Here is a 22,306-nt window from a genome sequence, read left to right as displayed (position 1 = left end):
CCAACATGGCAACCCCTTTGAAGACGCTGATCGCCAAGCTGAACCAGACCAGCCGGCAGGCCGCGGAGCGCGCGGCCTCGCTGTGCATGGCGCGCGGCCACTACGAGGTCGATCTGGAGCACCTGTTCCTGGCCTTGCTGGAGAACTCGCGCAGCGATGTGTCGCTGGTCGCGCGCAGCAGTGGCATCGACGTCCAGGCGTTCCAGGCGGACCTGGACAGCGAGCTGCGGCGCTTCAAGGACGGCAATGTCCGCACCCCCGCGTTTTCGCCATGGCTGCCCAAGCTGTTCGAACATGCCTGGCTGATCGCCTCGCTCGATTCGCAGACCACCCGTATCCGCTCTGGCCATCTGCTGCTTGCGCTGCTGACGGAGCCGTCGCTGGCACCGCTTGCAGAGCGAGGCTCGCCGCGCTTCGCCCAGTTTCCGGTGGAGCGGCTCAAGCACGAACTGGCCGAGCTGGCGCGCGGGTCCGAGGAGGCCGGCCAGGCGGTCGCCTTGGCGGAGGCGGGCAGCGATGAATCGGCCGGTGCCGCGAGCCAGGGGCGCGCGAGCGCGCTGGGGAGCACCCCCGCGCTGGACCAGTTCACCGTGGATCTGACGGCGGCTGCGCGTGAGGGTCGGATCGATCCGGTGATCGGCCGCGATGGCGAGATCCGGCAGATGATCGACATCCTGATGCGCCGCCGCCAGAACAACCCGATCCTGACGGGGGAAGCCGGGGTCGGCAAGACGGCCGTGGTGGAAGGGCTGGCGCTGCGCATCGTCGCCGACGACGTGCCGCCGCCGCTGCGCGGCGTCACGCTGCGCTCGCTCGATATGGGCCTGCTGCAGGCCGGCGCCAGCGTCAAGGGCGAATTCGAGAGCCGGCTGCGTAATGTCATCGACGAGGTCAAGCGCAGCCCGCAGCCGATCATCCTGTTCATCGACGAGGCGCACACCATCATCGGGGCCGGCGGGCAGGCGGGACAGAACGACGCCGCCAATCTGCTCAAGCCAGCGCTGGCGCGCGGCGAGCTGCGCACCATTGCCGCCACCACCTGGGCCGAGTACAAGAAGTATTTCGAGAAGGATGCGGCGCTCGCGCGGCGCTTCCAGGTCGTCAAGGTCGAGGAGCCGGACGAAGCGCTGGCCGCGGCGATGCTGCGCGGCATGGTCGGCTTGATGGAGCGCCACTTCGGCGTGCGGGTGCTGGACGAAGCGATCACCGAGGCGGTACGGCTGTCGCACCGCTATATCAGCGGCAGGCAGCTTCCCGACAAGGCCGTCAGCGTGCTGGATACCGCCTGCGCGCGGGTGGCGCTGGCGCAGAGTGCAACGCCGGCCGCCATCGAGCAGGACCAGAAGGCGCTGGAGCAGCTGGAAGCGGAGGTGGCTGCGCTGCAGCGGGAAGCGGCGGACGGTGGACGCCAGCGCGAGCGCCTCGCCGAGCTGGGCAACACGGCGGAGCAGCTGCGCGCGCGCATCGCGGCGGGCGAGGCGCAGCTGGTGAAGGAGCGCGGGCTGGTCGAGCGCATCGTGACGCTGCTGCGCGAGCGCGATGGCGCCATGGCGCAAGGCGGCAAGGACGGCAAGGACGGCAAGGACGAGGGCGGCGAGCTGGTCCGACTGAAGGCGGAGTTGCGGGAATTGCAGGCCGAGCGGCCGCTGGTGCCGGTGCTGGTCGACGGGCAGGTGGTGTCGGAGATCGTGTCGGCATGGACCGGTATCCCGCTGGGCCGCATGGTCAAGGACGAGCTGCAGACCGTGCTGCAACTGAAGCCGCTGCTGCAGGAGCGCGTCATCGGACAGCCGCATGCCCTCGATGCGGTGGCCCAGCGTGTACGGACCGCCGCGGCCAATCTGGAGGACCCGCACAAGCCGCGCGGCGTCTTCCTGTTCGTCGGACCGTCGGGCGTCGGCAAGACCGAGACGGCGCTCGCGCTGGCCGACATCCTGTATGGCGGCGAGCGCAAGCTGATCACCATCAATATGAGCGAGTACCAGGAAGCGCACAGCGTTTCCGGTCTCAAGGGATCGCCGCCCGGTTATGTCGGCTATGGCGAGGGCGGCGTGCTGACCGAGGCGGTCCGGCGCAATCCCTACAGCGTGGTGCTGCTGGACGAGGTGGAGAAGGCGCATCCGGACGTGCTCGAGATGTTCTTCCAGGTCTTCGACAAGGGCTGGATGGAAGACGCGGAAGGCCGCACCATCGATTTCCGCAACACCATCATCATCCTGACCTCGAACGCCGGCTCGGCCACCATCATGCAGGCGTGCCTGAACAAGACGGGCAAGGAGCTGCCGGATGCCGACGCGCTGGTCGAGACGTTGCGGCCAACGCTGTACAAGACCTTCAAGCCGGCCTTCATCGGGCGGACCAAGGTGGTGCCGTACTACCCGATCGATGACGACACGCTGGCAGGCATCATCGAGCTGAAGCTGGGGCGGATCGCCGCCCGCGTGCGCGAGAACCATCGGGCCGAATTCAGCTGGGACGAGGCGGTGACCGAGGCCGTGCTGCAGCGCTGCACCGAGGTGGATACCGGGGCGCGCGCCGTCGACCACATCCTGAACGGCACGCTGCTGCCCGAGATCGCCCAGTCGGTGCTGGCGCGGATGGCGGAGGGCGAGGCAATCCGGCGCATCAAGGTCGGCGTGGGCAAGAGCGGGGCGTTCCGCTTCAGGCTCAACTGACGGCTGGCCGGGAATGAACAGTCCGATATCGACAGGCGAGGCAGCGATGGATGTTCCGGGCGGGATGGCGCATGAGTGGGCGCAGAAGGGCGGGCAGGACGTCGCACAGGGGCTGGCGGCGCTGTGGCGCTCTACCTTTGTCCAGCACGACAGGCTGCTGCGGCTGACCACGCCGCTTGGGGCGGATGTGCTGCTGGCCGAGCGCATGCAGGCCAGGGAACGGCTGGACGGCGGCGGGTTCCGGATCGAGCTGACGGCGCTGTCGGACTACGCCGCACTGGACGCCACCGCCTTGCTCGGCCAGCCCGTTCGGATCGACTTGCTGACGCAGCGCAGCCGCACCGAGCCGCGCCCGCTGCATGGGCACGTGACCTCGTTCGAGCGCCTGGGAGCCAATGGCGGGCTCGCGCGCTACCGGCTGGTGGTGGAGCCCTGGCTGGCCTTTTTGCGCTACCGGCGCGACAGTTTCCTGTTCCAGGACCTGTCGGTGATCCAGATCGTCGAGAGCGTCTTCGCCAACTACAGTGGCCAGGGCCGGCTGGTGCCGGCGTGGCGCTGGTCGCTCGCGGATTCGTCGCGCTATCCGAAGCGCAGCGTCACCACGCAATTCGACGAGAGCGATTTCGACTTTGTGGCCCGGCTGCTGGCGCAGGAGGGCCTGTTCTACTTCTTCGAGCACGAGACGGCCGATGGCGATGCGCTCGGCGTGCACCGGATGGTCATCGCCGACCGCAACGAGGTCTTCGCGGACAATGCACAGCCGGTGATCCGCTTCGGCCGCGCCGACGTGACCGCCAGCGAGGACGTCGTCACCGGCTGGCAGAGCCAGCGGCAGTGGCAGACCAATGCGATCGAGGTGGCCAGCTGGGACTATCGCAGCGCCTCGCTGCGCACCGCTTCGCTGGCGACCCATCACGACAACGGCCAACACGCGGGCCTTCTCCTCGACACCGACTATCCCGGGCAATACGCCTTTGCCGATGCCGCGCACGCCGAGCGGCTCGCGGCCGTGGCGATGGAATCGCTGGAGCTGCGCAACAAGCTCTTCCATGGCGAGGGCACCGTGCGCACGCTGGCTCCCGGCACCGTCTTCGAGCTGCGCGACCACTTTGAACACGACGCCGACGAAGCGGGGCAGCGCCGCTTTGCGGTGATGTCGGTCACGCACGAGGCGCGCAACAATTTCGACGAGCGCTTTGCCAGGGCGCTGGCGGCCGTATTGCCTGCGGGTCTGCCCGCGGCGATGGGCAGTCACGCCGCGGCTGCCGGCAATGGGGAAGAACCGCTGTACCGCAACCGGTTCGATGCCTTCCGTGTCGGCGTGCCATATCGCCCGGCCCTGCGCGGGGAGGATGGCCGCCTGTTGCATCCCCGTCCGACGGTACGAGGCGGTCAGACCGCGCTGGTGGTCGGCGACGGCCAGCCTGTGCATACCGATCGGGATCACCGCATCAAGGTCCAGTTTCATTGGCAGCGCGGCGCGCGCTCGGCGAGCCGGCAGTCGCATCCGGCGGGGGACGACAACGCGCCGGCGCGCGGCAGCCTGGGCTGCTGGCTGCGTGTGGCGGCACCGGTCGCCGGCGACAACTGGGGGGCGGTGGCACTGCCTCGCGTCGGACAGGAGGTGATCGTCGAGTTCGTCAACGGCGATATCGATCGGCCCGTGGTGGTGGGCGCGGCCTATAACGGCCGCGGCGAGACCGATGCCCAGGTCAACCGGCAGCAGGCTGGCGCCGCCAACGCGACCGGCAACGCGCCCGCCTGGTTCGCCGGCGACGGCGAGCAGGACCCGGCCCATGCCCACGACGCGGTGCTGTCGGGCATCAAGACGCAGGCCCTGTCCGCCAGCCAGAGCGGCGATGGCGGCTACAACCAGCTGGTGTTCGACGACACGCCGGGACAAAGCCGCACGCTGCTGTGCACCACGCAGGCCGGCAGTGCGCTGGCGCTGGGCCATCATCTGCACCAGCGCGACAATGCCCGCGGTGCCGCGCTGGGACACGGCGCCGCGCTGGCGACCGACGGCAGCGGCAGCGTGCGCGCTGGCGCCGGTCTGCTGATCGCCGCGGAGCCAGGCAACGTGCAGCAGCCGCTGCTGCAGGCGGCAACGGCGGTCGCGCAGGTAGAGGACAGCCTTGCGCTGGCGCACGGCCTCGCCACGCAGGCAGCGGGTCAGCAGGCCGCGCTGCCGGGCGACGGGGATGCGGCCTCGCTGCCCGCGCTGAAGTCGCTGCAGAACGGCCTGGACGTGCTGCGCAGCAAGGCGAGCGGTGCTGACGGCGCCAGCGTGCCGGCGTTCTCCGAGCCCCATCTGGTGGTCAGCGGCGCGGCGGGCGTGACCGTGACGACCCCGGCCGATGCGGTGCTGGTCGCCGGTACCGATACCACGCTGGTCGCGGGCGAGGACCTGAACGTCGCTACGGGACGCGACCTCGCGGTGGCCGTGGCACAGGGCCTGAGCCTGTACACCGACGGGCAGGGCGGCGATGCGGTCGGTATCGCCCTCCACGCCGCCCGCGGCGACGTGGAAGTGGCCAGCCTCGCCGGTGCCAGCCGCCATGCGGCGCACGGCAAGGTCACCGTGGCGTCCACGCAGGCGAACGTGGCGGTAGAGGGCAAGCAACATGTGCTGCTGAACGCGGCCGGCGCGCAGATTCGCATGCTCGCCGGCAAGATCGAGCTGCATGCGCCGGGCAAGGTGGAGTTCAAGGGCGCGGGGCACCGCTTCGTCGGCCCGGCAGGCGCGGCGGCCGGCACGGCGCTGCCCAGCGGCGACCTGGGCGCCTGCGAGTTCAAATTGCGAGGCGCGCAGTCGCGCGGCGACGCACTGGTACCGCTGGATTGAGCGTGATGTTCGATCTCCATCACCGCTTTCTCGACGACTTCACCCATGTCGTGCTCAGCCCGCTGAAGCTGGGGCCGGCGGCGCTGGCCGTACTGCCGCCCGCGGCGTCTCCCAGCGCGCTGGTGCCGTCCGGCATGGAAACCCGCGCGCGGCTGATGCCATTGCTGTTGCCGCTGGATTCGCTGAATCGCGCCGGCCGGGTCGGCCTGATCGAGGCAGCCTTGCGGTGGCAGCACGAATACCAGCGGCAAGGCGCAGCTGGACGCGGTGATGGGGCCGATCGAGCAATGGCACTGGATCGATCCGCTGGGACGGCTGCGTTGGCGCGATTGCGAGCAGGACCCGTTTCTGCCGCTGCGGATTCGTCCGGCACAGCTGGACCCGTTGCGCCGGACCGGCATGGTGCAGGGCTGCCTGCAAATGCTCGCGCGCGCCGGCCGGCGCGGCGACGCGGTGCTGCTGGGGCAGCAGCTCGACGCGGGGCTGGCCGAGGCGCTGCATCGACATGGCCTGCGCGACGAGGCGGATCGGCGCCTGTTCGCGGTGCAGGCCCTCGCCATCCCCGGCGGACCGCAACATCACCCCCTGCTGAGGGCCGCCCTGGAAAGGGCGGCGGCAGGGCAGATCAGCTATGTCGGCGCCTGCGCCGAACTGACCGACGACCCGCTGGGTATCCCCGCAAAGGAGTCCAGCCCTCACCGTTCATGGGAACAAGCGACATGACAGCCGCCGCCATCGAGCAACCCGCCAAGTGTCCGTTCTGCGACAAGGAGGGCCTGCCTATCCTGCCGGTACGCTATGCCATCGGCCGCTCCGGCAACAACGCGCGCGGCAAGCCGTACACACCGGTACCGCCCGCACTCGATCCGCAGTTCGGCGACAAGGTCACCAACATCCCGCTGCCCGAGGGCGAGGCGCGCTATACGCTGCGGCTGCTGCGGGAAGGGTATCTGTACGTCTTCAACGAGAAGCGCGGGACATGGTCCGCGTACGTGGTGGCCGATGGCGGCTACCTGTACGAGTTCGATTTCAACGATCCGGCGCCGCCGCTGCCGGAAGACATCGCCTTCAGCTGCTCCAACCGGCAGGACGCCGCGATCGCGCGCTGCATCACGGTCAAGGACGCGCACGTTGCGGGCCCGGTGTGGATCGGCTTCTCGGATGTGCTGTGGACCGACGAAGTCAAGACACGGCATCGCCAGCAGTCCTGGCGCGAGAAGCATATGCGCCGGATCGACATCGACCGCTGGCGCACCGGTGCGACGTTGCCGCATGTCGCGCCGCTCGCGGACGCGGCCCGGCTCGTGGCGGAGTTCGGCGCCGAAGGACCGCGTGCCACGCCTGCCCCGACGCAGGACGCCACGCCCAGCGACCCGGATGTGGTCACGCTGGACACCATCGTCATCACCGCCTATCCGGCGTTCCAGTTTTCCCCGCATCGCTTCACCGGCTGCAAGGAGCAGCAGGAGGACCTGTTCAAGTGGGCCGAGGGCGCGGCCAAGCCGTGGAAGCCGGCGCTCGCCGCGCTGTGGGACCCGGTCGGCATCGCCTCCGAACTGGATCCGCTGATGCACGAGCGCTACGAGGACTTCCTCTACGAGGACCCGGACCGGGCGCGCAAGCTGGCGGTGTCCAGCGCCATCCTGTCGATCCGCGAGTCGATCGGCAACCATGCGGAGCTGGAAGTCATGCGCGCCGCGCAGGAGAGCGCGGAGAACATCGAGATATACGGGACCGCGGACCCGCACGCCAGCGCCAATCCGATGATGGATGCATCCACCATGGCGGCCGGCAAGGCGCTGGCCGAGTGGCTGGGCGGCGACAAGGCACGGGAGCAGTATCGCAGCCTGGCCGAGACGTACCGCGAGGGGCCGCCGTCGCAATTGCGCCGGGCACGCAGCGAGTCGTGGGTAAAGTACGAAACCCGCATGCTGACCGGCAGCCGCCGCTATGACGAGGCGGCCCGCGATGCGTTCCAGAAAGCGTTCGACCGGGCGCTCGACACCTTCAACAAGGCCACCATCTATCCGCTTGCGACCGCACACCGCGACTGGATGCGTAGCGAGTCGATGGCCAACGTGTTCGCCAGCAACTACGACGAAACCAATATGCCCAGCGGCGAGGCGTATACCGGCGCGGTGATGCTGTGCATTGGCAATACGCAGGACAAGCCGGTCTGCTTCGAACTGTACAAGGAATGGCTGGAGGGAACACCGGACGACCAGAAGAACCTGCTGATGCGCGCGCTTGCCTTCAACCAGCAGGCGGTGCTGCAGGAGGCGGCCAAGGCCAAGGCCAGTGGCCTGGACCCGTGGAGCCTGTCCTGGCCGTCGCTGATCAAGGTCTACGATTTCTCGTTCCAGCGGGTGTCCAACCCGGAGAGCGCGGCCTGCCTGATCGCCAACTTCATGATGGGAATCAACGGGCCGCTCGCGGCGGTGCTCGGCAAGATCACGGTCGATGGGCCGGTCAAGGGGATAGCCATCCTGCTTGGCATGATCTCGCGCCAGGCAATGGTGCCGGTGCGCGTGGAAGACAAGCCCCGCGTCTTTCGCCGCGAGCTGATTCGCAAGATCCGCAAGCTGAGCGCGGAGGCCGGACACGACGTACCGTCGCGCAGGGCGCTGTTCGATCCCGTCGAACTCGAATTGCGCCGCCTGGAGGTGCATGGCATCCAGATGGAGGGCAGCACCGGCAAGACCTTCCTGGTGCTGGTCGATCCGGCGCACCTGAGCAACATGCCGGCCGGCCTGACGAAGGCACAGCGCAGCGCGTGGCTGGCGCGCTCGATCCGGCTGCCCAACGACATGGCGCTGATGCGCCTGCCGGGCGCGTGGCAGTCCGTGGTCAACACCGATGTGCGCGTCGGCGCGGTGGCGTCCGTGCTGGACATCGTGCTGCTGATCAAGCTGTGGAGCGATACCGGAGACACCATGGACCACAAGGCCGCGGACACCTGGGGACGGGTGCTGGGCGGCGTGGTGGGGGTTGCCGGCGGCATCATCGAACTGATGGCGAAGTATGCCAAGGCACGAGTGACCTTCGGACTTCGTTTCGGCCGGGCGCTGGACGCCTCGCTGGCGAAGATGCTGGAGAATGTCGGACGGCGCGCCACCGCTGTCGGCGGCGTGATCGTTGCGGTGCTGGACCTGAACCAGGCACGGCTTGAATTCTCGGAGGGCAATATGGTGGTCGGCGGGCTCTATGTGTTGTCCGCCGCCGCCGGCCTGCTGATGGTGTGGGCCGTCTACACCGCGGCGACGGGCTGGGGCATTCTGCTCGCCGTGGCGATGTTCGTGATCGCCGGCCTGATCGCCTGGCTTGCCGACGACAAGATCCAGGACTGGCTGGAGCGCTGCTATTGGGGCAGCCTTGCCGACGAGCGCTACGCCGACACCGAGAGCGAGATGGAGCAACTGAAGCTCGCAACCAAGGATTGATATGGATTTCACCGGACTGGTGCGCAGGTATCGCGTCAACCGGCCCCTGACCGACGACGAGCGCGCGCACCGGCTGTGGCAGGGAAAGCGGCTCGATGTCGAGCCGCACGATCAGCTTTGCGTGATCCGCATCAACTCCAGTTTCCTGGAATCGGTCGATCGCTGGTATGACAGCCGAGGCGCGCTGACGCTGATGGCGATCGTCGTTACCGCCGTCTGCGTCGGCGGCTTCGTCGCGCTGTGCCTGGCGGCCGCCCGCCCGCTCGCATTGGGCCTCTATACACGGGGCATGGTCGCCGGCTTTCTCGGCGTTGCGCTGCTGTTGCTCGGCCCGCTGGTGGCGCTGTCGGTCTGGATGGCCCGCCGGGAGGTCGGACGGTTGACCCACTATCCCATCCGGCTGGACCGGCGCAACCGGATGGTCCATGCGTTCCGGCTCGACGGTACGGTGCTGAGCGCGCCGTGGGACGAGATCGTCTTCACGCTGGGGCGCTGTTCCGGCGCGCAGCCGGTGCGCGATATTCGCGCTCTGGTGATGGATCGGGATGGCGTGACCGTGCGCGAGCAGTTTGCCTTCTCGCTGTGGGAGGTCGATACGCACCGGCTGCGGGCCCATTGGGAGTTCCTGCGGCGGTATATGGAAGAGGGGCCGCGCGACCTGGTCGGGCGGGTGCGATATTGCATGCCGGTGCACGGCCGGCGCGAGCGCTTCGGCGCCGGGCTGGAGCGGGTGTTCGCCAACGATGCCGGCCTGAAGCCGGTCTACTGGCTGATGTGGCCGTACAACCTGCTGCTTGCGTGCTGCCGGGCGCTGGTGATGCGCTCCTGCAAGGTTCCGGAATGGCCCGCCGAGATCGAAGCGGCCGCCCCGATTGAAAAGGACGATCCCTATGCGAAGGATGCAGGCAGCAATCCGCCTGGGTTGCGTTGAGAGGCCGGTTGCGACCGTCACCGCGACCCTCGCCGCCTATGCGACCGCCCTTGCTTTCGCGGTGCCGGTGGGCCTCGCCGGTGCGCAGACATCGAATCCCGCGCTGGAACAGGCCGCGCAGCAGGTTTCCGAGGCGGTAGCGGTGGGTGAGGTCATCGCAGCCGCGCAGGGCACCGTGCGTCAGCAGACGGCCAGCTTCACCGCGCAGCGCGCGGCGTGCGTGACGGCCCTTGACGCCCGGCAGGTCGCCAACCGCATCGGCTATCCGCTGGCGAAGGACTTCAGTCGCGAGGAGTTCGTGGCGCTGGCCGACTTCCTCGCCACCGCCGCTGGCGCCCGCATCCAGCAGGCCCGCGCCGCGCGGCTGGCGTCCGGCAATCTGACCTTTCAGCTCGAGCCGCAGGAAGCGGCGCTGGTCCGCGCCGCGCTGCCCGAACCGCTGGCGCGCAAGTGGATCGCTGGCGCGGCAATGCAGCCGTACACGGTGCGCGCCATGCGCGCCGTCTTCGCGGAGCGGCAAGCCATTTGCCGCCATGAAGAGACGTCCTCGCGCCCGCAGCAGCCGGCGCCGGTAAGCTACCGGGAGGGACTGCCGCTGAACGTCAATTGCTCGCAGCCACGCCTGACGCTGGTCAGCGCGCTGCCGGGCAAGCCGGTTTCGGTCACGGTGCGCGTCTGGATCGGCGCGGACGGCACGGTGGCGCGCAGCGCGGTGGACAAGGAATCGGGATGGCGGCCGGTGGACGACGCGGCGCGCCGTGCCATGAACGGCATGCGATGCGCGGCGCGTGGCGGCGGGGAGTTGACGCCGTTCACCACCACGCAGACCTTCGTGGTCCGTGCAGGCGGCTAGCGCAGCGCTGGCGACCGGCGCGGCAGCGTCCCATACTGCGGGGAATGGCAGTATGCCATCACCGGACGGGAGCGCCCATGCCCGAGCAACTGACCAAACACCCCGACGTCACGCTGCAGGTGCTGCGCAGCGCCGGCGCGCGCTGCGGCACCGGCGACGCGCCGCAGATCCTGACGCGGTGCCCCGCCGAGCGGTTCTGCCAGCTGCCCGGCGGCGAGATCTGCGTCTACGGCATCGATGACGCCGCCGGCATGACGCAGTTCGCGCGTACCGACTGGGAAGCGCTCGGCACGGTGGTCGGCACGGCCGGCTATGCGGCGCAGGGCGCGGCGGACGCGGGGCCGGCGTGGAGCGCCTGGGCGCCCTGGATCGGCCCCGCGGTCGCGCTGGTCGCCGGGCTGCTGATCGGTGCGCTGCTGACGCGGTGGGCGCGGCGCCGCCGCTGAAAGGGGTCGTTGAAGCGGATGATCGCGTCGCATCTCTCTTGTCAGGGGGCTAGACATCTATCGGGCGCCGCTAACCGCTAGGTTGCCGTCGACGTTTGCAGCGTTTCTACAATCTGGGCTTCACACAAGAAAGCCCATGAAGAATCGCAATTTCGACATCCTTATCCAGACTGCGTACGAGACATTGCTCTCCGACAAGGCGCACACGATCATGGGCCGCGCTATCGAGATCGGAACGACCCCGCAGCGCTACGTGGATCTAGGGCTTCCTGACCTGCCGCTTGTCGTCAAGGTCGCCAGCCTGGACAAGGCATTCTTCCGACACGGGATATCGTTGAAGTTCATTCGCGGCATCTATGGCACGCTGATGGAGCCCAAGGCGATCTTCAAATCGAACACGCACCAGACCGACATTAATTCAGTGGTATTGACCTGGGAGGTGACGCATCTTGGCCCCGTCGTCGTCATCCTGCACGGCGGCAAGGTTATCGGCCGCAGCTGCTTCAACGAGGTCGCCAGCGTCTACGCGAAGGAAGCGCAGGGGTTTGAGGCGCTATGGAGAGAGAAGGGGTTGCTGCTGTGGGAGGCGGGCAGCTGAGGCCTGCCCCAAGAAAAAACCGCCTGCGGGGCACGACTGTCCGGCTCTGATTGCCTTAAGTGGGACGCCTCGCAAGCGGTCTGCTCAATTGTACGTACTTGCCGGCGATATCGCAACGCGATCGGGCAGATATCAAGTAGGTTCGGCGTGCCAAGCGCTCTGGAAGCGTCCCCTCCGCGTTCGGGTGTCGTCGAAGCGACAGGCGAGACATCGCCTCGCCCGTCGCTTCATCGTGCGCTGTTCCTTGCCGACTCGGGCTAACGCCGCGCCGGCTGCCGGAACACCAGCGCCAGTCCGGCCAGGATGGTCACCATGCCGGCCAGTGCCAGCCCGGCGAGCCGGTTGCCATAGACCAGATAGTCCAGCACGGCGGTGCCGGCCGGTACCAGGTAGAACAGGCTGGTCACATTGACCAGGTTGCCGCCCTGGATCATCCGGTACAGCAGCAGCGTCGCGCCGATCGAGATCACCAGCGCCATCCAGCCCAGCGGCAGCAGCAGCTCCAGATCGGCCGAGACGTGCAGGCGCTCGAACGGCAGCAGCGCCAGGCACATCAGCAGCGCGATGGCGTACTGCAGCGGCAGGATGTCCAGCGGCGCCTGTTTGACGGCCTTTTGCGCGATCGCGCCCACCGTCATGCTGGCGAGCGCGGCGAGCGCGAACAGCATGCCGGCGATCGGCGTGCCGGCGATGCCGATGCCCTGGTAGACCACCATCACGAGCCCGGCCAGGGCCATCAGCAAGCCCAGCAGCCGCAGCGCGGAGAAGCGGCGTTCGGTCAGCAGCAGCGTCAGGATCGGCTGCGCGCCGAGCAGCGTGGCCAGCATCCCGGGCGTCACGCCGCGGTCCAGCGCGAGCAGATAGCAGATCGAGTAGCAGCCGGTCAAAAGGAAGCCGACCAGCGCCACCTGCCGCCGCTGGCCGCGCTCGGGCAGCCAGCGGCGCCGCCATGCCGCCAGCAGCACCAGCACGCCGAAGGCCAGGGCGAAGCGCAAGGTCAGGAAGGCAAAGGCCGAGGCATGGGCCAGGCCCCATTTGCCGACGATGGCGCCGCTGCTCCACAGCAGCACGAACAGCGCGGTGGAGCCGTGAGCGACAGCGGCGTCGCGCCAGGCGGCGCTGTTTCGGCTGGAGAGGTCGGAGGCCGCCCCGGGGGCGGAACGCATGCGCAGTGCGGATAGGGTCGATCGCGCGCCATGCGCGAGTCGTTGCAGATTCATGATGTCACCTGTCTCAGTGAAGACGGGCTTCCGTCACGCCGACGGCCGCGTGCGACACGTACGCACGGCATTGGCGGCGCTGCTGTTCAGCAGCGCGGGCAGTCAACGGAAGCGGAAGTCGAACGGGCTGGCCGGCCGGGGTCCCAAGGGACCGGAAGCGGCAGTCCGGGTCAGACGCGGGCGGTGTGCGGCGGTGCAACACCGGCAACCGGCGGTGCAACCGCTGCGACCTGGCGTGCAGGGGGCGAGGCCACGGCTGCGACTACGCGCGCCACGGGCGTTGCCACTACTGCGGCCACCACGGCCGGCGGAGAGACAGAAGAGACGATGGAAGAAAGACGGACCCTGGCCGCCGACCGCTGGCGCTGCGCACGCGCGTTCGCGCCGGCCGGTTGGGCCGGACGAGAGGCGGAAGGGGCGGTGCGCATCGGCATGGTGTCTGGTCGGGATCGGGATCGGGTCGGCAAGGGGAACCGGCGCCGCCGGGCTTCGTCAGACACTGTGCATATGAAGCGTTGCGCTGACGAGGGCGGATTGCAGGACTGCCAACCGCGCCAAGCGTACACAAACTCACCCTGGTTGACAAGCATAGGGCGTCGCCTGCCGTAGCCGCGGCTGCGTACAATGCGGATGCCCGCGCCGGCAAGCCGGCGCACCAACCGGAGAAACGCCATGGAATCGCGCATCACCGATCTGGAAGTCAAGCTGGCGTTCCAGGAGGATCTTCTGGAGACGCTGAACCTGACCGTCGCCAAACAGCAGCGGCAGATCGAGCTGCTGCAGGAGCAGATGCAGGCGCTATACCAGCAAGTGGGCTCGGCCACAGGCGCCGCCGACAGCGCGGCCCAATCGACCGAGCTTCCCCCGCATTACTGATTCCGGCGTGCGCCGCCCGATGCCGGGGCGCGGCGCCGGTGTTTCCAAGGAGCCTCGTCATCTTGATCTCTGAGCTTGCCCGGACAACCTGCGCCATCGGCGCCGTGCTTGCGTGTTCACTGGCCGCTTCGATGGCCAGTGCCCCGGTCTTCGCGGGCTACAACATCTGGACTGGCGAGTACACCTTCACCCGACAGGAATTGCAGCAGGCGCTGGACGGCCGTTTTCCGACCCAGTTGCGCTATGCGGAGATCTTCGACGTGACGCTGTCGCGGCCACGGCTTGCGCTGGACGCGGACGGCAACCGGGTCGTCACGCAGGTGGATGCCCAGATCACCAATTCACTGCTGAAGGTCGCCCCGATCAACGGCACGTTGGCCTTGCGCAGCGGTCTGCGCTATGACCCGACGGCGCGTGCGGTCAAACTGGACAACCCGTCGGTGGAGCAGGTGCAGGTCACCGGGGTGCCGGGCCAGTACAGCCGGCAGATGAATGCGGTGGGATCGCTGGTCGCGCAGGAACTGCTGCACGACTACCCGTTGCACACCTTCAAGCCGGAGGAGTTGCAGATCAACGGCAAGGAGATCGTGCCCGGCCCCATTACAGTCACCAGTGAGGGGATCGCTGTGAAGGTGGAGACTCGCTAGGCGCGCCAACGAAAAACGCCGGGTCCGCAATGCACGGAACCCGGCGTCTTCGTTCCATGCGGCCCATGGAGGCCGCACGGGAATCATGGCTTACTGAATCTTCGCCTTGTCGCGCAGCGACTTCATCATCGCCTGGAACTGCTCGCGCTGCCAGTTCTGGTCGCCCATCAGCATCTGTTGCAGCTGCGGCTTGACCTCCTCGAACGACGGCACCTTGTTCTCGCGCTCGTCCTCCAGCAGGATCACGTGGTAGCCGAACTGGGTCTTGACCGGGGTTTCGGTCATCTGGCCCTTCTTCAGGCCGGTCATCGCCGCCGAGAACTCGGGCACATAGCTGTTGCTGCCGGCCCAGTCCAGATCGCCGCCGTTGGCCGCCGAGCCGGGGTCCTTGGACGACGCCTTGGCGACGTCCTCGAACTTCGCGCCGCCCTTGATCTTGGCGATGGCCGCCTTGGCGTCGGCTTCCGATTCCACCAGGATATGGCGGGCGCGGTATTCCTTGCCGTTGCCCAGCTGCGCCTTGATCTTGTCGTACTGCTTGCGCAGCTCGGCGTCATTGGCGCCGTGGTTGCGCACGTAGTCCTCGAACACCGCGCCGGCCAGCACGTTCAGGCGAGCCTGCTCGAGCTGCTCCTGCACGTCCGCGTTCTGCGTCAGGCCGCGCTTGTTGGCTTCCTGCACCAGCAGTTCGCGATCGATCAGCATGTTGCGGGCGCGGTCACGCAGCTCCGGCGTGGAGGGCTGTCCGGTGCCGGCAATCAGCTTGTCCAGCTTTGCCGAGGGAATGCCCTTGCCATTGACGACGGCCGCATTCTGGGCAAGTACGGGCAAGCTGCCAGCGGCAAGCACAGCCGCCAGGCTGAACGAGAGGACGGAAGTCTTCATGGAGTCAGTATGGATAAGTCTGGGGAAGGCTGGTGGTCCGGTGGTCCGATGATCCGGTGATCAGTTGGGCGTTGCCGTACTGGCCGCATCGCGACCGGCCCTGTTGGCGCCGCTGGCCCTGTGTCTACTGCTGTCCGCCAGTGGCCGAATTCAGCGTTCGCTGCGTTCCGCGCTGGTATAGGCAGCGACGGCCAGGGCGTGGATCCGCTCGGGGAACAGGCAGCGCAGCGCATCATACACCATGCGATGACGCGCAACGCGGTTCAGGCCGGCGAAGCGCTCGCTGACGATGGTGACATGATAGTGCCCGCCGCCACCCGCCGCGCCGGGATGCCCGGCGTGCAGCCCGCTGTCGTCGCGCACCGCCAGCTCGCCCGGCGCCAGCGCGGCGCGCAGCAGCGCTTCGATCTGCTGGGCGACCGGTGCGGCGGGATCGACGGCGGTGGGGGCGGTGGTCTGGGAAGAGTCGGTCATGTTGCGGTGCTGCGGCAAGAGGGGGAGGAGAGACGGAGGATGAGCGGTCAGTCGCGCGCCTTGCGCGGCAGTTCCTCGCCCAGCGGGTCGTCCGCCTGGTGCATGTGGCGGGACAGCCAGACGCTCTGGCCGATGATGAACACCAGCATCAGCCCCATGCTGCCGAACAGCTTGAAGTTGACCCACAGGTCGGTGGAGAACTGGTAGGCCACCCACAGGTTCAGCACGCCCATGATGGCGAAGAACGCCGCCCACGCGGTGTTCAGGCGGCCCCAGACCGCGTCGGGCAGGCGCATCTGCTTCTCCATCATGGCGCGGATCAGGTTCTTGCGCCAGCCCGCCACCGAGACCAGCAGCGCACCGGCGAACAGCCAGTACAGCACGGTCGGTTTCCACTTGATGAAGGTTTCGTTGTGCAGCAGCAGCGTCGCGCCGCCGAAGACGACGATGATCAGCAGGCTGATCCACTGCATTGGCTCGACCTTGCGATGCCGCAGCCAGACCCAGCCGATCTGCACGATGGTGGCGGCGATGGCCACGGCCGTGGCGGCGAAGATTCCCGACACCTTGAAGGCGACAAAGAACAGGATGACGGGAAACAGATCGAACAGGAATTTCATGCGGTCGTGGGGTACCGCCTTCGATACGCCGGCATCGCGGCCGGCGCGCTCGAGGGCAATGGCAATGTCGATGGTGGTTGTCGGCGGGCGGATCAGGCCGGGCCCGTACCCGGGTCGCTGCCGGGCTCCGGCTCGCGGTCGTCGAATTTTAGCGCAGCCGAGTTGATGCAATAGCGCAGGCCGGTCGGCGCCGGGCCATCCTCGAAGACATGGCCCAGATGGCTGCCGCATTCCTTGCAGCGTACCTCGACCCGCACCATGCCATGGCTGTGGTCGATATGCTCGTCGATGACCTCACCGTTGATCGGCCGGAAGTAGCTCGGCCAGCCGCAGCCGGCGTCGAACTTGGTGGTCGATTCGAACAGGGGCGTCCCACAGCCGATGCAGCGGTAGATGCCCGGTTCCCAGTGGTCCCAATAGCGGCCGGTGAAGGCCCGCTCGGTGCCCGCTTCACGGGCCACCCGGTACTCCATTTCCGTCAGCTGGGCGCGCCATTCGGCTTCGGTCTTGGCAATAGGCATGATGGTTTCCTCGCTCCAGTCGCTTTGCGTCAAGTCGGCAGAATAGCGGAATCGCGCCGCCGCCGCAGGGTCGCGGACCCCGGATGCCGCTGGGGCGTCCGGACGTGGCGTCAGGACGAGCAGCTCACTTCCAGGCCGGACGCCCAGTCAGGCGGCAATGCCGCGTACGACTCGGCCTCGGGCTGCTCGTCGAACGGGCGGGACAGCACCGCCAGCAGCCGCTGCACCTCGCTGAAGTCCTTGTCCCGCGCCTGCCGGATCGCGGTTTCCGCAAGGTGATTGCGCAGCACGTATTTGGGGTTGACCGCCCGCATTGCAACGGCGCGCGCCGCATCGTCCGACGCTTCCGCGCGCAGCCGCACGCGATAGCGCTCCGCCCATGCATCCCAGCCCGCACGGTCGAAGAACAGGTCGCGCACCGGCGCATCACGCTCGCCGCCTTGTGCGGAGACGTGCGCGAGATTGCGCCAGAACAGCGTGTAGTCGACCCGCTGGGTGTGCAGCAGGCGGAACAGGTCGGTCAGCAGCGTCTCGTCCTCGCGGTCGTCGCCTGTCGAGATGCCCAGCTTGGCGCGGTAGCAACGGAAGAAGCTCTGTGCATAGCGGTCGCGGAACGGGTCGAGCGCCGCATGTGCCGCCTCGATCGCTGCCTCCTTGTCTGCTTCGGCCACCGAGCCGTCGTCCTGCCGGCGCAGCCACAGCGGCAGCAGCGCCTGTGCCAGGCAGTGCAGGTTCCAGAACGCCACTTGCGGCTGCTGGCTGTAGGCGTAGCGTCCCTGCGTATCGGAGTGGTTGCAGATATGGTTGGCGTCGAAGGCGTCGAGGAAGCCGAACGGGCCGTAGTCGATCGTCAGGCCAAGGATCGACATGTTGTCGGTGTTCATCACGCCATGGCAGAAGCCGACGGCCTGCCATTGCGCCATCAGGTCCGCGGTGCGCAACGCGACTTCCCGCAGCAGGGCCTGATAGGGGCTGGACATTCCGCTGCCGCCTTGCGCGAGATCGCGGCATTCCGGCAGGAACCGGTCGATGACGAAATCCGCCAGCCGCTGCAGCGAGGCAACGTCGTCATGCGCGGCGAAGTGCTCGAAATGACCGAAGCGGATGAAGGTGGGCGAGAGCCGCGTCACCACGGCTGCGGTCTCGATGGTTTCGCGGCGTACCGGCGCGTCGGAGCCGATCAGCGACAGCGCCCGCGTGGTCGGGATGCCGAGCGCATGCATCGCTTCCGAGCACAAGTACTCGCGAATCGACGAGCGCAGCACGGCGCGGCCGTCTCCCATCCGCGAATACGGGGTGAGCCCGGCGCCCTTGAGCTGGATCTCCCACGGTCCGCCCGGCGTGTCGGCTTCGGCGAGGCGAATTGCGCGGCCGTCGCCGAGCTGCCCGGCCCAGACGCCGAACTGGTGGCCCGAGTACACGGTGGCCAGCGGATCGGCCCAGCCGGCGACGCGATTGCCGACGAAGTCGTCGACGAAGGCCTCGAAGCCCGGCACCTCTGCCGGCGACCCGGGCTGACCGGGAGCGGTCTGCCAGCCGAGCAGCGATGCCGCTGCTGGCGACACGCTGACGAGATACGGCGAAGGCAACGGCGTGGGGCGCAGCCGGGTGAAATAGCGCTCGCCCAGTTCGGCGAAGCCGGGGCGGACGTTGAAGGGCGGGGCGGCGTCGCCGGAAGCGGCAGAGGCGGCCTGTCCGGCGGCTTGCTGCCCGGCCTGCGGTTCGCCGTGCCTGCCGGCATCCGCCGCGGTTTGCCAAGGGTTGGAAGTGTCGGGGGAGGTCGGCATCGATATGTGCGGCAGCGCGCTCGGGTCGGGCCTTCGCACCTTGGAAGTGCGCTTGCAGGCTAGGGAAAACGACATGTTGAGGCGCAACATGGCTGGCAGTATTGTACTTGCACGCCACGTCGCTTCCGGTCTGACCGCCCGATTCACGGCCATGTTCCCGGTAGCGGCAATCCTTTACCCTGAAAATCGAACGGTTGTTCGCTTTGCACCCGGCGCGGGGGCCGATTCCGCCCCGTCAACGCCATCTCCGGCTTGCTCGCACGCGGCCGGGCTTGCCGCGGCGTCCTTTGCCGGCGGCAGGGTGTGGCCGGTTTTCCAGCAGTTCCAGGCAGTCCCCAGACATCGCAGTCCGATTTGCCGACCCCAGCGCATCGCATTGCGCAGTCCGACGCCCCGCGTCGCCAAGCAGCAGACTTTACGAGAACAGGAGACCAGACCGATGGCATTGATGGGTCAAATGATGGGCGTGCCGCTGCTCATTTCCTCCATCATCCGGCATGCGGCGCGCTACTACGGCGACACGGAGATCGTGTCGCGCCGTACCGAGGGCGATCTGCACCGCTACAACTACCGCGAGTGCGAGCTGCGGGCGCGCAAGCTGGCGCAGGCGCTTGGCGCGCTGGGCGTGCAGCCCGGCGAGCGCGTCGGCACGCTGGCCTGGAACGGCTACCGCCATCTGGAGATCTACTACGGCGTGTCGGGCATGGGCTCGGTCTGCCATACGATCAACCCACGGCTGTTTCCCGAGCAGATCGCCTATATCGTCAATCACGCCGAGGACGGCTACATCTTCTTCGACCTGACGTTCCTGCCGCTGGTCGAGGGCATCGCGCAGCATTGTCCCAAGGTGCGCGGCTGGGTCGCGATGACCGATCGCGCCCATATGCCGGAGCAGGCCAAGGTGCCGCTGCTGTGCTACGAGGAATTGATCGAGGCGCAGGACGGCAACTACGCATGGCCGGAGCTGGACGAGAACACGGCGTCGAGCCTTTGCTACACCTCGGGCACGACAGGCAACCCGAAGGGCGCGCTGTACTCGCACCGCTCCACGGTGCTGCACTCCTACGCCTCGGCCTTGCCCGATGCGCTGGGCTGCTCGGCCAAGGACGTGATCCTGCCGGTGGTGCCGATGTTCCACGTCAATGCCTGGGGGCTGCCGTACTCGGTGCCGCTGGTCGGCGCCAAGCTGGTGTTTCCCGGCGCGAAGCTGGACGGCGCGTCGCTGTACGAGCTGTTCGAGCAGGAAGGCGTGACGTTCTCCGCGGGCGTGCCGACCGTCTGGCTGGGGCTTCTCCAGCACGTGCAGGCCAACGAACTGCGCTTCTCCAGTTTCCGCCGCACCGTGATTGGCGGCTCCGCGGTGCCGCCAGCAATGATGACCGCGCTCAGGGCGCTGGGCGTCGAGGTGATCCACGCCTGGGGCATGACCGAGATGTCGCCGCTGGGCACCTCCTGCAAGCTGCTGGCCAGGCACCAGGACCTGCCGGAAGAGGAACAGCAGAAGATTCTGGAAAAGCAGGGCCGCGTGATCTATGGCGTCGACATGAAGATCGTCGACGGCGAGGGCAAGGAGTTGCCCTGGGATGGCAAGGCGTTCGGCGACCTGCTGGTGCGCGGCCCCTGGATCATCGACCGCTATTTCCGCAGCGACCAGTCGCCGCTGGTGGACGGCTGGTTCCCGACCGGCGACGTCGCCACCATCGACGCCGAGGGCTACATGCAGATCACCGACCGCAGCAAGGACGTGATCAAGTCCGGCGGCGAGTGGATTTCGTCGATCGACATCGAGAACGTCGCGGCGGCGCATCCGGCCGTGCATATGGCGGCGTGCATCTCGGTGCAGCATCCGAAGTGGGACGAGCGTCCGCTGCTGGTGGTGATGAAAAAGCCCGGCGTGGAAGTATCCCGCGAGGACCTGCTGGCCTTCTTCGAAGGCAAGGTCGCCAAGTGGTGGATTCCGGACGACGTCGCCTTCGTCACCGACATCCCGCTGACCGCCACCGGCAAGATGCAGAAGCTGAAGCTGCGCGAGCAGTTCAAGGACTATCGCCTGCCGTCGGCCTGACGGCAGCGAAAGAGGGCAGCGGCCGCAGAGCCGCGCCCGCATGGGCTTTCGGCGCGGCGCCTCGCACCAGGGACCGTTTGACCCGGTGCTGCGGCGTCGCGGGCGAAACCACGATGACCGCCGAGGACAAGAGAGAAGGAGACCTCCATGATCAGAATGCGTGCGCTGGCCAGCGGCGCGGCGATGCTCGCCGTGCTCGCGTCCGGGACGGCAGCGGCCGAAACCGTGCGGATCGGCTTTATCGACCCGCTCTCGGGCCTGATGGCGCCGGTCGGGCAGAACCAGCTCAAGAGCTGGCAGTACGTCGCCGAACTGGCCAACCAGAACAAGTGGGCCGGTGACCACAAGTTCGAGGTGGTCGGTTTCGACAACAAGCTGTCGCCGCAGGAGAGCCTGACCATCCTGAAGCAGGCGGTCGATCAAGGCATGCGCTATGTGGTGCAGGGCAACGGCTCGTCGGTGGGCCTCGCACTGCTCGACGCGGTGGGCAAGCACAACGACCGCAATCCGGGCAAGGAGGTGGTCTACCTGAACTACGCCGCCGTCGATCCGGACATGACCAACAGCAAGTGCAATTACTGGCATTTCCGGCTGGACGCCAACTCCGACATGAAGATGGAGGCGCTGACCACCTACCTGGCGCAGAACAAGAACGTCAAGAAGGTCTACCTGATCAACCAGAACTACTCGTTCGGCCATCAGGTGGCGCGCGCGGCCAAGGAATACCTGAAGCGCAAGCGGCCCGACATCGAGATCGTCGGCGAGGACCTGCATCCGCTGGCGCAGGTCAAGGACTTCGCGCCCTATGTCGCGAAGATCAAGGCGGCTGGCGCCGATACGGTGATCACCGGCAACTGGGGTAGCGACCTGGCGCTGCTGATCAAGGCGGCCAAGGATGGCGGGCTGGATTCCAATTTCTACACCTATTACGGCGCCACCACCGGCGTGCCCACGGCAATGGGCGCGGCCGGCGCCGAGCGGGTGCGCTATGTCGGCTACTACAACCCGAACAACAAGGGTTTCCGTGGTGCCGACGTGGTCGAGGGCTACGAGAAGAAATACAACGACGACTTCTACGTGATGGCCGCCTATACCGGCATCGCCATGCTGAGCAAGGCGATCAAGGACACCGGCTCGACCGATCCGGTCAAGGTCGCCAAGGCCATGGAAGGGATGAAGGTCGAAAGCCTGAACGGCACGGTGGAGATGCGCGCCAGCGACCACCAGGCCCAGCAGCCCTTGACCATCGCTACCTGGACCAAGGTCGATGGCAAGGAGGTCCGGTTCGACCAGGAGAACACCGGATACGGCTGGAAGACCAACGCCGTCCTCGATGCCTCCGTGGCCGCGCAGCCGACCACCTGCAAGATGAAGCGGCCGGCGGGCTGATGCCGCCGCGCTGACGGGAGTGCCGGGAGCGATT

The 22,306-nt window shown here is 67.6% G+C and carries 18 protein-coding genes; 12 read left to right on the top strand and 6 right to left on the bottom strand.

Annotated features, from left to right (window positions below; all coding sequences use genetic code 11):
- Nucleotides 1-5 precede the first annotated feature (5 nt).
- The 8 genes from tssH (at nt 6) to K6V06_RS10875 (ending at nt 11,788) form a co-directional block, all read left to right on the top strand.
- The gene (gene tssH / locus K6V06_RS10910) at nt 6-2,675 is read left to right on the top strand and encodes a type VI secretion system ATPase TssH (RefSeq protein ID WP_222243230.1); all 2,670 of its coding nucleotides are present in this window, start codon (nt 6-8) and stop codon (nt 2,673-2,675) included.
- A 64-nt stretch (nt 2,676-2,739) separates the two neighbouring features.
- The gene (locus K6V06_RS10905) at nt 2,740-5,520 is read left to right on the top strand and encodes a type VI secretion system Vgr family protein (RefSeq protein ID WP_222243522.1); all 2,781 of its coding nucleotides are present in this window, start codon (nt 2,740-2,742) and stop codon (nt 5,518-5,520) included.
- Nucleotides 5,521-5,790: 270 nt separating this feature from the next.
- A complete protein-coding gene (locus K6V06_RS10900; protein WP_222243228.1) occupies nt 5,791-6,243 on the top strand; it encodes a hypothetical protein in 453 nt (150 codons plus the stop codon).
- Nucleotides 6,240-8,960 carry a T6SS effector BTH_I2691 family protein gene (locus K6V06_RS10895; RefSeq protein ID WP_222243226.1) on the top strand — a complete coding sequence of 907 codons (2,721 nt, stop codon included), beginning with the start codon at nt 6,240-6,242 and terminating at the stop codon, nt 8,958-8,960. Before K6V06_RS10900 ends, K6V06_RS10895 begins: the two co-directional genes overlap by 4 nt.
- A 1-nt stretch (nt 8,961) precedes the next feature.
- Entirely contained in the window at nt 8,962-9,891 is a 930-nt protein-coding gene (locus K6V06_RS10890) for a DUF6708 domain-containing protein (protein WP_255581757.1), read from the top strand.
- Nucleotides 9,851-10,744: an energy transducer TonB gene (locus K6V06_RS10885; RefSeq protein WP_222243224.1), complete on the top strand. Its 894-nt coding sequence runs from the start codon at nt 9,851-9,853 to the stop codon at nt 10,742-10,744. Before K6V06_RS10890 ends, K6V06_RS10885 begins: the two co-directional genes overlap by 41 nt.
- A gap of 77 nt (nt 10,745-10,821) precedes the next feature.
- Nucleotides 10,822-11,190 carry a hypothetical protein gene (locus tag K6V06_RS10880; protein WP_222243222.1) on the top strand — a complete coding sequence of 123 codons (369 nt, stop codon included), beginning with the start codon at nt 10,822-10,824 and terminating at the stop codon, nt 11,188-11,190.
- 136 nt (nt 11,191-11,326) lie between these two features.
- A complete protein-coding gene (locus K6V06_RS10875; protein WP_222243220.1) occupies nt 11,327-11,788 on the top strand; it encodes a hypothetical protein in 462 nt (153 codons plus the stop codon).
- A gap of 257 nt (nt 11,789-12,045) precedes the next feature.
- Here the strand turns inward: K6V06_RS10875 and K6V06_RS10870 are convergent, their stop codons facing one another.
- Nucleotides 12,046-12,954 carry a DMT family transporter gene (locus K6V06_RS10870; RefSeq protein WP_370637451.1) on the bottom strand — a complete coding sequence of 303 codons (909 nt, stop codon included), beginning with the start codon at nt 12,952-12,954 and terminating at the stop codon, nt 12,046-12,048.
- A 726-nt stretch (nt 12,955-13,680) separates the two neighbouring features.
- Here K6V06_RS10870 and K6V06_RS10865 point away from each other — a divergent pair.
- Nucleotides 13,681-13,884, top strand: a complete 204-nt coding sequence (locus K6V06_RS10865; RefSeq protein WP_222243216.1) for a SlyX family protein — start codon at nt 13,681-13,683, stop codon at nt 13,882-13,884.
- Between the two features lie 131 nt (nt 13,885-14,015).
- Nucleotides 14,016-14,531, top strand: a complete 516-nt coding sequence (locus K6V06_RS10860; protein WP_222243214.1) for a DUF1439 domain-containing protein — start codon at nt 14,016-14,018, stop codon at nt 14,529-14,531.
- 90 nt (nt 14,532-14,621) lie between these two features.
- On the opposite strand, the gene K6V06_RS10855 is transcribed toward K6V06_RS10860, so the two are convergent.
- The 5 genes from K6V06_RS10855 to K6V06_RS10835 form a co-directional block, all read right to left on the bottom strand.
- Nucleotides 14,622-15,416 carry a peptidylprolyl isomerase gene (locus tag K6V06_RS10855; protein WP_222243212.1) on the bottom strand — a complete coding sequence of 265 codons (795 nt, stop codon included), beginning with the start codon at nt 15,414-15,416 and terminating at the stop codon, nt 14,622-14,624.
- 150 nt (nt 15,417-15,566) lie between these two features.
- On the bottom strand, nt 15,567-15,890 hold the full coding sequence (locus tag K6V06_RS10850) for a BolA family transcriptional regulator (RefSeq protein ID WP_222243210.1): 324 nt from the start codon (nt 15,888-15,890) through the stop codon (nt 15,567-15,569).
- A gap of 47 nt (nt 15,891-15,937) precedes the next feature.
- Nucleotides 15,938-16,510, bottom strand: a complete 573-nt coding sequence (locus tag K6V06_RS10845; protein ID WP_222243208.1) for a septation protein A — start codon at nt 16,508-16,510, stop codon at nt 15,938-15,940.
- Nucleotides 16,511-16,602: 92 nt separating this feature from the next.
- Nucleotides 16,603-17,031 (bottom strand): peptide-methionine (R)-S-oxide reductase MsrB, encoded by a 429-nt coding sequence (msrB, locus tag K6V06_RS10840; RefSeq protein WP_222243206.1) that lies wholly within the window; start codon nt 17,029-17,031, stop codon nt 16,603-16,605.
- Nucleotides 17,032-17,141: 110 nt separating this feature from the next.
- Nucleotides 17,142-18,818 carry a YdiU family protein gene (locus K6V06_RS10835; protein WP_222243204.1) on the bottom strand — a complete coding sequence of 559 codons (1,677 nt, stop codon included), beginning with the start codon at nt 18,816-18,818 and terminating at the stop codon, nt 17,142-17,144.
- Nucleotides 18,819-19,257: 439 nt separating this feature from the next.
- Between K6V06_RS10835 and K6V06_RS10830 the strand changes: the two genes are divergently transcribed.
- A complete protein-coding gene (locus K6V06_RS10830; protein WP_222243202.1) occupies nt 19,258-20,883 on the top strand; it encodes a 3-(methylthio)propionyl-CoA ligase in 1,626 nt (541 codons plus the stop codon).
- A gap of 147 nt (nt 20,884-21,030) precedes the next feature.
- Nucleotides 21,031-22,272 carry a branched-chain amino acid ABC transporter substrate-binding protein gene (locus tag K6V06_RS10825; RefSeq protein WP_222243200.1) on the top strand — a complete coding sequence of 414 codons (1,242 nt, stop codon included), beginning with the start codon at nt 21,031-21,033 and terminating at the stop codon, nt 22,270-22,272.
- The last annotated feature ends 34 nt before the right edge of the window (nt 22,273-22,306 follow it).

The organism is Cupriavidus sp. AU9028, assembly GCF_019795295.1.
Taxonomy (GTDB): domain Bacteria; phylum Pseudomonadota; class Gammaproteobacteria; order Burkholderiales; family Burkholderiaceae; genus Cupriavidus.
The sequence above is the reverse complement of the archived record's forward strand: the minus strand, read 5'-3'. Positions and strand labels throughout refer to the sequence as shown.

What these genes read in the sequence shown, in the direction of transcription:
- K6V06_RS10870 (WP_370637451.1), bottom strand. Translation starts at nt 12,954, where the DNA reads ATGCGTTCCGCCCCCGGGGCGGCCTCCGACCTCTCCAGCCGAAACAGC.
- K6V06_RS10885 (WP_222243224.1), top strand. Translation starts at nt 9,851, where the DNA reads ATGCGAAGGATGCAGGCAGCAATCCGCCTGGGTTGCGTTGAGAGGCCG.
- K6V06_RS10880 (WP_222243222.1), top strand. Translation starts at nt 10,822, where the DNA reads ATGCCCGAGCAACTGACCAAACACCCCGACGTCACGCTGCAGGTGCTG.
- K6V06_RS10895 (WP_222243226.1), top strand. Translation starts at nt 6,240, where the DNA reads ATGACAGCCGCCGCCATCGAGCAACCCGCCAAGTGTCCGTTCTGCGAC.
- K6V06_RS10830 (WP_222243202.1), top strand. Translation starts at nt 19,258, where the DNA reads ATGGCATTGATGGGTCAAATGATGGGCGTGCCGCTGCTCATTTCCTCC.
- K6V06_RS10825 (WP_222243200.1), top strand. Translation starts at nt 21,031, where the DNA reads ATGATCAGAATGCGTGCGCTGGCCAGCGGCGCGGCGATGCTCGCCGTG.
- K6V06_RS10875 (WP_222243220.1), top strand. Translation starts at nt 11,327, where the DNA reads ATGAAGAATCGCAATTTCGACATCCTTATCCAGACTGCGTACGAGACA.
- K6V06_RS10890 (WP_255581757.1), top strand. Translation starts at nt 8,962, where the DNA reads ATGGATTTCACCGGACTGGTGCGCAGGTATCGCGTCAACCGGCCCCTG.
- K6V06_RS10900 (WP_222243228.1), top strand. Translation starts at nt 5,791, where the DNA reads ATGGGGCCGATCGAGCAATGGCACTGGATCGATCCGCTGGGACGGCTG.
- K6V06_RS10845 (WP_222243208.1), bottom strand. Translation starts at nt 16,510, where the DNA reads ATGAAATTCCTGTTCGATCTGTTTCCCGTCATCCTGTTCTTTGTCGCC.
- K6V06_RS10905 (WP_222243522.1), top strand. Translation starts at nt 2,740, where the DNA reads ATGGCGCATGAGTGGGCGCAGAAGGGCGGGCAGGACGTCGCACAGGGG.
- K6V06_RS10860 (WP_222243214.1), top strand. Translation starts at nt 14,016, where the DNA reads ATGGCCAGTGCCCCGGTCTTCGCGGGCTACAACATCTGGACTGGCGAG.
- K6V06_RS10865 (WP_222243216.1), top strand. Translation starts at nt 13,681, where the DNA reads ATGGAATCGCGCATCACCGATCTGGAAGTCAAGCTGGCGTTCCAGGAG.
- K6V06_RS10835 (WP_222243204.1), bottom strand. Translation starts at nt 18,818, where the DNA reads ATGCCGACCTCCCCCGACACTTCCAACCCTTGGCAAACCGCGGCGGAT.
- msrB (WP_222243206.1), bottom strand. Translation starts at nt 17,031, where the DNA reads ATGCCTATTGCCAAGACCGAAGCCGAATGGCGCGCCCAGCTGACGGAA.
- tssH (WP_222243230.1), top strand. Translation starts at nt 6, where the DNA reads ATGGCAACCCCTTTGAAGACGCTGATCGCCAAGCTGAACCAGACCAGC.
- K6V06_RS10850 (WP_222243210.1), bottom strand. Translation starts at nt 15,890, where the DNA reads ATGACCGACTCTTCCCAGACCACCGCCCCCACCGCCGTCGATCCCGCC.
- K6V06_RS10855 (WP_222243212.1), bottom strand. Translation starts at nt 15,416, where the DNA reads ATGAAGACTTCCGTCCTCTCGTTCAGCCTGGCGGCTGTGCTTGCCGCT.